Consider the following 12,592-nt stretch of genomic DNA (forward strand, 5'->3'; position numbering starts at 1 on the left):
AATCGTTTATGTTAGCATTCCATTTCCGGCATCACGCACTATTGCGCAACACCGGATCTGTTCAACCAAAACCTTTTTATGCTTCCGAAAATTATTAACATCAGAATACTTCAGCAAAAAAAAATCAGCAATAGAAGCAATAGAGACAATGAACACGCTTGAAACTCATGAAGCTGCAAATGCAAGAGAAAAAAACCGGCGCGTTGAGGAAAAAAAGTAACGGCAAAAAGGTTAAATTCCTGTTTCAGGGGAGTTCTGTCAATAAGGTCTTGAATGAAACTTTAGAATTTTAACATAATGAAAAGTCGCCACAAAACACTCTGAAGAGCGGGAATTTTCATTGTTTTCAATAAGAAAAGAACCAGATATGAATCGATTTCTCTCATCAAGCCGTTACCTTATCCTGATTGCTGTTGCCGGAACATTCCTTGCTGCCAGCACTTTGTTGCTCTACGGTGGCATTTCCGTTTTTCAGCAGATCATCTATACCGTTATGGAGAGCTCGGTCAGCTCCAAAGGGGCAAAGGTGCTTATGCTCGGATTCATAGAAAACGCGGATATCTTCCTTGTGGGAACAGCCCTCTATATCATGTCACTGGGGTTGTTCGAGCTCTTTATTGACGATTCCATAGAACTTCCCGAATGGCTTGTCATTCATACGCTCGACGACCTCAAAGAGAAGCTAATCGGCGTGATTGTTGTTGTTATGGCTGTTGTCTTTCTCGGCCACGTCGTAAACTGGCATGGTGAAACCGAAATTCTTTACCTTGGTGGAGCCATAGGTCTTGTTGTCGTCGGACTGACCTATTTTACCGAACACAAGAAAAAAGCGCCTTACGAAAAGAAACCGTAATCTTCGACTGTTTGACGTTCAAAACCACCTTCGCGTACGAAAATAAGCCATCATGGCAACGAGAATGACACTCATGACTCCAACCATCGCCCAAAAGCCCCACTGCCACTCAAGACCCGGCATGGAACGAAAATTCATGCCGTAAACTCCTGCCAGAAAAGAGAGCGGCATGAAAATGGTGGCGATTGTGGTCAGCACCTTCATGATCTCGTTCATCCGGTTGTTGACTATGGCCAGCCAGGTATCGTACATGCCAAGAACAATATCTCGATAGGTTTCGATGGTTTCATTGATAAGAATGACATTGTCGTACACATCCCTGAAAAAAGGCCAGGTTGCCACATCATCAATAACCTTGTAGTGATCACGGCTGATACTGTTGATAATCTCCCGCATCGGCCGTACCGATTTCCGTAAAAGAATCAGCTCCTTTTTTAGGATATAAATAGATTGAAAGATATCCCCGCCAGATGTTGTGAAGAGCTCCTGGTCGAGCAGTTCAATACGACTTTCAAGCTCTTCAAGAACGGTAAAATAACTCTCCACAATGGCATCAACGAGAGCATAGGCAAGATAGTCTGCTCCCCGTTTTCGTATTCCAGTCCCCTGACTTTTGATTCGCTCCCTTACCGCATCAAACATATCTCCCGGTTTTTCCTGAAAGGTGAGGACATAATTACTGCCGATCACCATGCTCAACTGCTCTTCAACAACATCTCCAGTTACCTTTTCAAGTTCAAGCGTCCGGAGCACCAGAAAAAGGTAACTCTCAAAGTCCTCAAGTTTGGAACGCTGCTCCGTATGCAGGATATCTTCAAGGGTCAGGGAATGAATACCGAAAAGCTTGCCAGCCTCCTCAATTACCGACACATCATGCAGTCCGTCAATATTGATCCAGAGAACCCGCTGCTGATCTTTCCATTCCGCACATTCGGTAACATTGCCCACCGGCATGTGAAACTCACGCTCTTCATCATAGCCGAAAACCGTTATGACGCAATCGGCTGTTTTCTGTTCGCCGATATGAAGCAGTGTACCGGGAGGCTGCCCTATCGTCCTCGACAGGTTGCGCATCACCTTTTTCATGGGCTTGGGCGGAGCATGAACTGCCTTCCCCTTGCGTCGCACACTCTTTTTGGCTGTCATAACCATACGCTCCTGTTTTCCCGGCTCCTGACCAGTCGGCACCTTTGTTACCGCGTCCATTGCCAGTTCCTGATTTCCGGCATATCCTCGCCGTATTTACGGATATACTCCTTGTGGGCAATCAGTTTGTCGCGCACATGCTGCTTTACGTAAGCTGCCCGCTGCCTGAGACGGGGAACCCGCTCCACAACGTCGGCTACAAGATGAAAGCGGTCAAGATCGTTCATCACCACCATATCAAACGGCGTGGTGGTTGTTCCCTCCTCCTTGTATCCCCTGACATGCAGATTTTTATGGTTGGTACGCCGGTAAGTCAGACGGTGAATCAGCCAGGGGTAACCATGATAGGCAAAAATGATCGGCTTGTCGGTGGTAAAAATATCATCGAAATCCCGGTCTTTGAGTCCATGAGGGTGCTCTTCGCTGGGCTGAAGGGTCATCAGATCAACAACATTGACCACACGAATCTTGAGATCGGGGATTTTGTCCCGTAAAATATCGACAGCCGCGAGCGTTTCAAGCGTAGGAACGTCCCCGGCGCAGGCCATAACCACATCCGGATCACCATCTTCGGCATCGTTTGAAGCCCACTCCCATATACCAATGCCGCTCGTGCAGTGCCTTACAGCAGCATCCATGTCGAGCCACTGCCATGCGGGCTGTTTACCGGCAACAATCACATTGATATAGTTGCGCGAACGCAGACAGTGGTCGGTAACCGAGAGCAGCGTATTGGCATCAGGGGGAAGATAGACCCGAATCACATCAGCCTTCTTGTTCACCACATGATCAATAAAACCGGGATCCTGATGGGAAAAGCCGTTATTGTCCTGCTGCCAGACATGGGAGGTCAAGAGATAGTTCAGCGAGGCGATGGGACGACGCCAGGGAATTTCATCATTGGTTATCTTCAGCCACTTTGCGTGCTGATTGAACATCGAATCGATGATGTGGATAAAGGCCTCATAGCAGGAAAATAAACCATGCCGACCCGTTAGCAGATAGCCCTCAAGCCACCCCTGGCAGGTATGCTCGGAAAGAATCTCCATAACCCTGCCGTTCCGGGAAAGACTTTCGTCATAGGGCATAACGCTTTCCATCCAGGTGCGGTCGGTAACTTCAAAAAGCGATCCAAGCCGGTTGGATGCAGTTTCATCAGGGCCGAATACCCTGAAATTGGAATCATGCTCATTCTGCTTCATGACATCCCGTAAAAAGGTACCCATGACCCTTGTTGCCTCAGCCCTGACAGAGCCAGGTGAGGACACTGAGACCGCATACTCCCGGTAATCAGGCATATGCAGCGACTTCAAAAGCAATCCCCCGTTGGCATGAGGATTATCACCCATCCGCCTCTGCCCTTTGGGTGCAAGTTCTTTCAGTTCCGGCTTCAGCGCCCCTTCGGCAGTAAACAGCTCTTCCGGGTGGTAGCTCTTCATCCACTCTTCAAGCAGCGCAAGGTGGGCAGGATTTTCGCGCACCGCTGAAAACGGCACCTGATGGGAACGCCAGAAATCTTCAGTTTTTTTTCCATCAACCTCTTTCGGGCCAGTCCACCCTTTGGGAGAACGCAACACAATCATGGGCCACAACGGCCTTTCCGTTGCTCCATGCGCCCGTGCTTCGTGCTGAATTTCAGCAATCTCGTCCAAACAGTTATCGAGTGCGGCAGCCATCTTCTGGTGCATGATTGCAGGATCAGAACCTTCAACAAAACAGGGTTTGTACCCATACCCGATCATCAAGCTCTCCAGCTCATCGTGCGGCAGACGGGCAAGAAAAGCGGGATTGGCAATTTTATACCCGTTCAGGTGCAGAATCGGAAGAACCGCTCCATCACGGGCCGGATTGAGAAACTTGTTTGAATGCCATGATGTAGCCAGAGGGCCGGTTTCAGCTTCACCATCGCCCACAACACAGGCCGCAACCAGATCAGGATTATCAAAAACTGCCCCAAAAGCATGGGAAAGCGCATAACCGAGTTCCCCCCCTTCATGAATGGAACCGGGAGTTTCGGGCGCAACATGGCTCGGAACACCGCCTGGAAAAGAAAACTGCCTGAACATTTTTTTCATACCCGCAGCATCTTCCGAAATATTGGGATAATACTCGCTGTAGGTGCCTTCAAGCCAGACATTTGCTACAATAGCAGGACCGCCATGCCCTGGACCGGCAAGATAGATCACATTCAGGTCACGCTGGCAAATCTCACGATTCAGATGAGCGTAAATAAAATTGAGCCCCGGAGTCGTTCCCCAATGCCCCAATAAACGCGGCTTGACCTGCTCAGGTTTCAGTGGTTCCCGGAGCAGTGGATTGTCCATCAGGTAAATCTGCCCTACAGAGAGATAGTTCGCCGCACGCCAGTAGGCATCGATGCGTTGCAGTTCATCAACCGATAGCGGGCCGCCAGAAGAGAGTGGAGAGAGTGCCATACGTTCAGGAGCTTTAAATGAAAGAAGAGAGTGCGCTATGCATTACGAACGGTGAACAGTACCGGCAAGAATGGCCAAAGTATGCCGGACAATCATCAGCTCTTCGTTTGTTGCAATAACCCTGACAGTAACCGCGCTGCCATCAGGCGAAATAACCGGTGATGAAACAACGTTACGGGACAACTCAACAGCAATACCGAGAAAACCAAGCCCTTCGCAGATACGACTTCGAATTTCAGCGGCATGTTCACCGATCCCCCCTGAAAAAACAAGGGTATCTACACCACCCATCACCGCTGCATAAGAGCCAAGAGCCATTTTCGCCCTGTAACAGAACATATCAACAGCTTCGCGGGCTTTAAGGTTCTGTTCCATCGAAAGCAGCACCTGCATGTCATCACTGATCCCTGAAATACCGAGCAACCCCGATTGACGGTTGACCATCTCCTTGATCTGTGCTGCACTCATTTTCTCCTGCTGCAGGAGAAAGAGAATCACCCCCGGATCGAGATCGCCGGTGCGGGTACTCATCACAAGCCCGCCAGCCGGAGAAAAGCCCATAGTGGTGTCGATGCTTCTGCCCTCTTTCACAGCGGCCATACTGGCGCCATGACCCAGATGGGCAAAGACGACTCTTCCCTGCGCCACATCGCGGCCCCCCTGCTGTTCAAGCTCGTCCAATAAAAACTCATAGGAGAGCCCATGAAAACCGTAACGCTGCACCCCCTCGCTACGAATTGATTCCGGCAGCGGATAGAAGCGTGCAACCGATGGCATGGAGGAGTGAAACGAGGTATCAAAGCAGGTCACCTGAAGCGTTCCGGGAAAAAGTTTCGCGGCCTGACTGAGAGCCTTCAGTGCCTGCGGCAGATGCTCGGGAGCATAGGGAACCAGCTCCTCAAGTGAGGCAATCAGCTCAGGAGAAACAACCTGCGGGCTTGAGTAACGGGGGCCACCATGCACCATGCGATGCCCGATGGCATCAGGCCTGTATGCCTCACCCTGCTTGAGTATCCAGGAAAAAAGCCAGGCACAAGCTGCGTCATGATCCGACAGGGAAACGCTTGCACTGGCAAGAGAGCTTCCCTGCCCGTCCCTTGCAGAAAAGGCTCCTTTCTCATGGCCAATCCGCGTCAGGGAACCGGTACACAGAAGCACTTCGCCCTCACCGGTTTCGTACAGCGCAAATTTGATGCTCGACGAGCCTATGTTCAGCGCTAAAATCTTTTTTTTCGGATTCATGGCATGAAGAATAAAATCAGTTCCGGCATGATTATGGGAGTTGATTCATCGTTTATTCGACTGTTCCCAAAACCATTTTTACATGCAACTTCCCGCATCGCACCCACATTAGCAAGCAAGTAAAAAGACACCGATTAAAGTTAACCCTTTACGACCGAGTCTGTAGGGCCATTTTTTCCATGGCGACGACCCTGCGAAATTTAACAGAAAAACGGGAAGAATACCACAACCGCAAATCAATGTCCGGAGATCCTTGGGTTGGGGGTGTATGAGCACAGTTATCCTGCATCTTTCCCACATGCACATGTACACGAGGAATCTGTTGCTCCCATGCCCTCCCCTTCTTGCTGATGAAGCCATCAAAAAAGTTATACAATTTGCACTTTCAATTCGCAATTTGTATAACTTCAAGAATGCATTCTGATCGATTTTCAGCAATTCTCCCTGCTGGCTCCTTGGCATTCGTTCATCTGAACTCCTTGCTTTGCATCCCATGAGGGGAGCAATTTTTGAATCAGATAAAATCAGGCCAGACCATCACCAGCGACTCAATCCGTGCAGGCCAAAAAGCCGCACGATTTGCCGGTGAAGAGGCGCTTCAGCCCTGGCTTATCTATGGTGGTGACGACTCATACGAGCGAAACGGAGTAACCGTCATGAGCTGGCACGATTACAAGCAATGGAGTGAAGCCTGATATCAGCTCGCCGCTGCCACTCAAGCTCGCCGAATAACCGCTACCCTGCAATGGATAGCCGAAAACCTTCATGTGTCGAGCAAAATAGGATGAACAGATCTCAAGCAACGGCTTGCGGCCCGTTGCATTTGTCTGGCGCAGTTACTGGCCTACACTGATTTTGCAGTGTGGCAGCTCAACCTGAAATTTTACTTTTGCCTGCAAGGCATTGAAAACGCGCATCAGGGTGTCAATGGTAACATTGCTCGCATTACTTTCAATCCTTGATATCTGTGACTTTTGAACACCAATAAGTTTGCCCAATGCTTCCTGGGTTAAATTGCGTTCCTGGCGAGTCTGCTTGATGGCTTGCCCAATCAAGTCCATTTGTAATTCATACTCAAACCTCTCCCGCTCCGGGGTACCATGTTTGCCAATAAGTTTATCCTGAACTTCGTCTAATGTGTAGGTTTTCATCTCCTTTCACTGTTTTCTTTGTCTTCAAAATATTTTACCCGTAGTTGTGTCGCCTTTTGAATTTCATTATCAGGCACTTTACTGCGTTTTTTCACAAATCCATGCGTAGAGATAACCAGAGTGTTTTCGGAATTTGTCTTGTCCCAAAACGCAAGTAAACGGTAGTGTATTCCTTGAAAAAGCGTTCTGAATTCCCAAATTTCGTCGTTGAGCTTTTTGAAAAGTTCAGGATCGTGTTGTGTCTGAGCTTTACGTATGTTGAAAAGGATTTTTTCGTAGTGCTTCTTATCAAGGCAGCCGAGAAAATCAAAGGCCTGATCTAAAAATTTGATGTCAAAAAGTTTGTCCATTTCTCCTTTTCTTTTCAAGTCAAAGATAGACAAGGTTTCGTTAAATAGTAACTTTTTTTGCAGACAGATCATCTATCAGCTTTTTTATATGACCTATAACCATTTAACGATTGCCTCAACATGATCCCTGTGGACGCTCTTTTCGTTCCGCAGCAAGAACGTGCTGACCAAACGTATGGACGAGGCCGGGAGCGAGGCGATAAATCAGGGCTGTAAGACGGGCTCGGGCTGGAACAAGAATAAGGGCCTGATTGCGCTCCACACCGCGCAGGGCAGCATGAGCCAGCTTGTCAGGCGGAAAGGGTGTGCCAGCCAGCCTTTCGAGATAGCGCCGAACGTTTGGTCGCCAGGGAACCTCGTGCAGATCAGGCGGCATCCCCGCATCAAGAAGAGGAGTATCAACGGCGGCAGGGCAAAGGGCACTGACTCGAACACCGTAGCGGGCAGCCTCGAAACGAAGACTGGTTGTGAGCCCGACGACGGCGTGTTTTGTCATGGCATAAGATGAAAGCAACGGTGAAGGAGCAAGGCCAGCAAGAGATGCCGTGTTCACGATATGACCTCCACCCTGCCGGATCATCAACGGGTATGCAGCAACAATACCGTTGACGACACTGCGGATGTTGACGTCAATGATACGATCAACATGTTCTGTATCAAATTCATGGAACTCGCCAGACATGATGATCCCGGCATTGTTAAAGAGAAAATCAATGCTGCCAAATTCTCTTGCTGTGCTCTCAACAACATCACGCACTGCAGAAGCATCGCGCACATCAACTACCACCGGATGCGCATTCGAGCCAAGTACCCGTGCAGCCTGCCTGATGCCGTCGGCGTCAATATCGGCAACCCGGACTTGAACACCACGGACAATCAGCGCCTTCGCGAGGGCAAAACCAATGCCGGAAGCTGCTCCGGTTACGACAGCGCTTTTACCCTCCCAATATTTCTTCATGAGTTGATCATTCTGATGATACCCCGGTACCCATCCCCGGAGAGAAGCTTATAACAGTAAATATTAGGTATGTTAGTACAGATTTCCATAACTTGCAAACAGGACAGAAAAGCAGAGAGCTGCCCGGCTTCCATCCCCCCCTGTTGCCCTATGCAATCGCCTGTCACGTCTCTTGCAAGAAAACTGAACTGCACCTACAAGCCGGATCGTATGGTCGCCCCAGCCCCATAACTCAAAAGCCTCACCCTCTGGAGAAGAAGAGTCTGGTTAACGATATCATCTGCTTCTGCAACCAAAAATGCATGAGCAGGATATTTTTCTGAATCAACCACAAAATAGCACAAAAATGTATTAATTTTTATTATATTTGTTGCGATTGGCCTAATATATTCAGGAAATATGCAGTTAAAGGCTAAATAAAAAATATCGAATTATGATCTCGATACCATGTTTTGTTCACTGAAGAAACCTCCAGGATATGCGTATAGACAGCAGAACATCTTCTCATTCCATGATCAGGCCCTGGATTATCGACACAACACTTAGAGATGGCGAACAGGCTCCCGGTGTTGTCTTCAGCAATACGGAAAAAATTGACATTGCCTCTCTGCTTGCTGATGCGGGAGTCAATGAACTTGAAGTCGGATACCCAGCCATCAGTCATGATGAACGCAAGAGCATACAGAAAATCGTTACACTGAACCTGCCGGTACGCCTGACCAGTTGGGCTCGGGCAAAATGGCAGGATATTGAGGATGCCTGTACCTGCGGGACCGAAGCGGTTCACATCAGCTTTCCTGTTTCGGCGATGTATCTGGAGCTTATGGGAAGGGATTATGTATGGGTACAGCAACAGTTGCAGGAACTTGTTCCACGGGCAAAAAAATATTTTAGTTATGTGAGCGTTGGGGCACAGGATGCCACAAGGGCAGATGCTGAACTGCTCGAAAGCTTTGTGCTTGATGCTGAAGCATGTGGCGCGGACAGGGTAAGAGTTGCCGATACGGTCGGTATCGCAACACCAACATCCCTGATCGGGCTGATACACCGCCTGAAATCAGTAAGCCATGCGGCGCTTGAATTTCATGCCCATAATGATCTCGGTATGGCAACAGCCAATGCTTATACTGCCCTTGAAGCGGGATGCCAGGCGGTCAGTGTTTCCGTTACCGGACTTGGTGAGCGAGCGGGGAATGCTGCGCTCGAAGAGCTTGCCATAGCCCTGAAGCTCTCAGGAAAATATGAAACAAGCATTGATACCAGAAAGCTCTCATCGCTCTGCACAGCAGTAAGCAAAGCATCCGGAAGAGAGATCGTAGATCAAAAACCCGTTGTAGGCAAATCGGCATTCCAGCATGAATCAGGTATTCACTGTGCAGCGTTGCTGAAACATCCGCTCTCCTACCAACCATTTCTTCCAGATCAGGTTGGCCGTAACGGGCATGAGATAGTGATCGGAAAACATTCGGGAAGCGCGTCGCTGCAGCACTATTTTTCAGGCAAGGGCATCACCATGACAAGAGGCGAAGCAAACCATCTGCTTGCTCTTGTTCGTACAACCGCCACTGAAAAAAAACGGGCATTGCAGCCCGATGAGCTTGAACACATCTACAACACACTCTTGGTGAAACACGGATAATCATATTGCAAGCATCATGCTCATCGCACAGGAACAGGATCATAGCATCATCAGCCTGCTTGCTGAAGTCAGCAGGACCATAACCCATGAAAATGATATCAATAAGGTATTGCGGCTTGTTCTTTTCATCATGTCTGAAAACATGAACATGCTCAGGGGCATGATCACCATTCTTAACCGCGACAGCGGTGAAATTGTCATTAACGAATCATTTGGGCTTACGGAAAAAGAGAAGGAGAGAGGACGTTACCAGATCGGCGAAGGAGTTATCGGCCATGTCGTTAAAACCGGCAAAGCGGTCATTGTTCCCTCTATTGACAACGAACCGCTCTTTCTCGACCGAACCCGATCTCGAAGCAAGGTAAAAAAAGAGAGTCTCTGTTTTATCTGCATTCCCATCAAGGCGGGCACGGAAATCATCGGTACCCTGAGTGCAGACCGTCAACTGGAACCCGGAGCGGCAGACAAGCCCTCAAAAACAGGCAAAGGGGGAGAACAGCGCACCGATATGCTTCAGCACTATGTCGACCAGCTCTCCATTATCGCATCCATGATTTCACAAGCTGTTCGTATAAAACAACTTGCACATGAAGAGAGCGAAAAAAAATCTCTGCAAACAACCATCCTGGAAAAACCTTCAAGACAGCTCTATCAAGAAGAAAAGGGAGATGATGAGAAAATTTCAGAGGCCGAACGCCCGGCAAATATTATCGGCAACACAAAACCGATGATCTCGCTCTACAAAATGATCGACAAGATCGCAAAAACCAACGCAACCACCCTTGTGCTCGGAGAGAGCGGCGTTGGAAAAGAGCTGGTGGCAGGTGCCATTCACTTTAAAAGCCATCGAAACGAGAACCCATTCATCAAGTTCAACTGTGCAGCATTGCCTGAAAGCATTGTTGAAAGCGAACTCTTCGGACATGAAAAAGGGGCTTTCACGGGAGCCTCGGCTACCCGACAGGGGAGATTTGAACTTGCCCATACCGGCACCATCTTTCTTGATGAAGTGGGCGAACTCAGTCTTGCAGTGCAGGCAAAACTGCTCAGAATCATACAGGAAAAAGAGTTTGAGCGGGTAGGAGGATCAAAAACCATCAAGGTTGATGTACGGGTCATTGCCGCAACAAACCGCAATCTTGAAGAGTTGATACGAGGCGGACTTTTCCGCGAAGATCTCTATTACCGGCTCAACATTTTTCCCATAACCGTTCCCCCGCTGCGCGAACGCAAAACCGACATCTTGCTGCTGGCCGACTATTTTGTCGAAAAATTCAATGCCGCTAACCATAAAGGAATCAGGCGAATTTCGACAACATCGATCGACATGCTGATGCGCTATCACTGGCCAGGTAACGTCAGGGAACTGCAGAACTGTATGGAACGGGCGGTCATCCTGAGCGAAGATAACGTCATTCACGGCTATCATCTGCCGCCGACACTCCAGACTGCCGAATCGAGCGGAACGCCCTATACCGGATCGCTGCAGCAGAAACTTGATGCAATAGAAAAAGAGATGATCATGGAGGCACTCAAACGCACACAGGGAAACATGTCTCGTGCGGCCGTGCAACTTGGCCTTTCAGACCGAATCATGGGGCTTCGCATAAAAAAATTCGATATCGACTACCGCAAATTTCGTCCCTGACCCAAAACAGGAGGGCGGGGAGCAAACGTCAGTTGGTATAAAGGCCTCTATACTTTCGAAGGTTTTCAAGAATCTCGCCCGCACCCTTTGCCACAACCGTCTGGGGGTCCTCACTGATATGCACAGGAACGTTGGTCTCCTCCTGGATTTTTTTGTCAATACCCTTTATCAGCGCTCCTCCACCGACAAGAAACAAACCATGATCAAAAATATCCACCGACAGTTCCGGCTTGATCACCAATGCCTCAAGACATTTTTTAATCGACGAGATGATCTGGCCAATCGGAATGGCAATAACATTCCTGATAGAACCAGAACCGATCATCCGTACTTCGGGAAGCCCGGACTCAACATTGATACCCCTGATTTCCATGCTGGTCTCCTTTTCCTCCTTGTATGCCGAGGCAAGGGTTATTTTGATCCTTTCGGCTGTTGACTCACCAACCGCTATATTGTACTCCTGGCGAAGATGACGAATAATCAATTCAGTAATATCTGCGCCAGCCACCTTCAGGCATTCACCGGAAGCGATACCGCTCAGTGAAATAACAGCGATTTCCGATGTTCCACCCCCGATATCAACCACCATATTGCCTATTGCCTCCCTGACCTCAAGCCCGATACCAATAGCCGCCGCCATGGGATTGGTAACCATATAAAATTTTTTTGCACCAACATGCTGGGCAAAATCGCGTACCGCCCTCTTTTCCACTGGCGTGATACCCGAAGGAATACTGATAACCAAATGGCGAATACCCAGGGAAAAGCGCATTTTCGTTTTATTGATCAGCCCTTTGATCAACTCCTGCATAGCCTGATAGTCACCAATGGCACCATTAAAAAGCGGTCGGACCGTAACAATACCGGGATGCAGTTTATCATGCATAACAAGCGCTTCCTGCCCGATGGCCAGTACCTGACCGGTATTACAATCACGGGCAACAATTGAGGGCTCATTCAACACAATACCAAGCCCCCGGACATAAATCAACGTGTTCGTTGTTCCAAAATCAATAGCAATATCCCTGTACAAACTGCTGAAAAACGACATAGCCAAACATCTTGCTTGTTGTTTACAAAAACGATAACACTACCAATAACCAAACTGCTCTTCCAACCTATTTCGGCATATCAGCAATATACTTAGTGCCAGAAAGAAAACCCCTGTTT

The 12,592-nt window shown here is 48.6% G+C and carries 11 protein-coding genes; 4 read left to right on the top strand and 7 right to left on the bottom strand.

Annotated features, from left to right (window positions below; genetic code table 11):
• The first annotated feature begins 367 nt into the window (after positions 1–367).
• Positions 368–853, top strand: a complete 486-nt coding sequence (locus tag AC56AD_RS09635) for a YqhA family protein (RefSeq protein WP_012508616.1) — start codon at positions 368–370, stop codon at positions 851–853.
• A gap of 18 nt (positions 854–871) precedes the next feature.
• Here the strand turns inward: AC56AD_RS09635 and corA are convergent, their stop codons facing one another.
• From corA to AC56AD_RS09650, 3 genes are read right to left on the bottom strand one after another with little or no spacing between them, the layout of a single operon-like run.
• Positions 872–2,059, bottom strand: coding sequence for a magnesium/cobalt transporter CorA (gene corA / locus AC56AD_RS09640; RefSeq protein ID WP_223293894.1), 1,188 nt, complete (start codon positions 2,057–2,059; stop codon positions 872–874).
• Positions 2,047–4,434, bottom strand: coding sequence for a phosphoketolase family protein (locus AC56AD_RS09645; protein WP_012508618.1), 2,388 nt, complete (start codon positions 4,432–4,434; stop codon positions 2,047–2,049). Before AC56AD_RS09645 ends, corA begins: the two co-directional genes overlap by 13 nt.
• Before the next feature lie 42 nt (positions 4,435–4,476).
• On the bottom strand, positions 4,477–5,676 hold the full coding sequence (locus AC56AD_RS09650) for an acetate/propionate family kinase (RefSeq protein WP_012508619.1): 1,200 nt from the start codon (positions 5,674–5,676) through the stop codon (positions 4,477–4,479).
• A gap of 509 nt (positions 5,677–6,185) precedes the next feature.
• On the opposite strand from AC56AD_RS09650, the gene AC56AD_RS09655 reads away from it, so the two are divergent.
• Positions 6,186–6,371, top strand: a complete 186-nt coding sequence (locus AC56AD_RS09655) for a hypothetical protein (protein WP_041526510.1) — start codon at positions 6,186–6,188, stop codon at positions 6,369–6,371.
• A gap of 141 nt (positions 6,372–6,512) precedes the next feature.
• Here the strand turns inward: AC56AD_RS09655 and AC56AD_RS09660 are convergent, their stop codons facing one another.
• Genes AC56AD_RS09660 through AC56AD_RS09670 form a run of 3 tightly spaced genes read right to left on the bottom strand, consistent with a single transcriptional unit; the run spans position 6,513 to position 8,135 of the window.
• Positions 6,513–6,827: a helix-turn-helix domain-containing protein gene (locus tag AC56AD_RS09660; RefSeq protein WP_012508620.1), complete on the bottom strand. Its 315-nt coding sequence runs from the start codon at positions 6,825–6,827 to the stop codon at positions 6,513–6,515.
• Positions 6,824–7,249 (bottom strand): type II toxin-antitoxin system RelE/ParE family toxin, encoded by a 426-nt coding sequence (locus AC56AD_RS09665; RefSeq protein WP_012508621.1) that lies wholly within the window; start codon positions 7,247–7,249, stop codon positions 6,824–6,826. The genes AC56AD_RS09660 and AC56AD_RS09665 overlap by 4 nt, the downstream gene beginning before the upstream one ends.
• Positions 7,250–7,292: 43 nt before the next feature.
• Positions 7,293–8,135, bottom strand: a complete 843-nt coding sequence (locus AC56AD_RS09670; RefSeq protein WP_012508622.1) for an SDR family NAD(P)-dependent oxidoreductase — start codon at positions 8,133–8,135, stop codon at positions 7,293–7,295.
• Positions 8,136–8,613: 478 nt separating this feature from the next.
• Between AC56AD_RS09670 and nifV the strand changes: the two genes are divergently transcribed.
• On the top strand, positions 8,614–9,774 hold the full coding sequence (gene nifV / locus AC56AD_RS09675) for a homocitrate synthase (RefSeq protein ID WP_041526512.1): 1,161 nt from the start codon (positions 8,614–8,616) through the stop codon (positions 9,772–9,774).
• Positions 9,775–9,790: 16 nt separating this feature from the next.
• Positions 9,791–11,422, top strand: a complete 1,632-nt coding sequence (locus AC56AD_RS09680) for a sigma-54-dependent Fis family transcriptional regulator (RefSeq protein WP_012508624.1) — start codon at positions 9,791–9,793, stop codon at positions 11,420–11,422.
• A 28-nt stretch (positions 11,423–11,450) separates the two neighbouring features.
• Here the strand turns inward: AC56AD_RS09680 and AC56AD_RS09685 are convergent, their stop codons facing one another.
• Positions 11,451–12,473 carry a rod shape-determining protein gene (locus tag AC56AD_RS09685; RefSeq protein WP_012508625.1) on the bottom strand — a complete coding sequence of 341 codons (1,023 nt, stop codon included), beginning with the start codon at positions 12,471–12,473 and terminating at the stop codon, positions 11,451–11,453.
• Positions 12,474–12,592: the final 119 nt, after the last annotated feature.

This window comes from Pelodictyon clathratiforme (assembly GCF_982375515.1).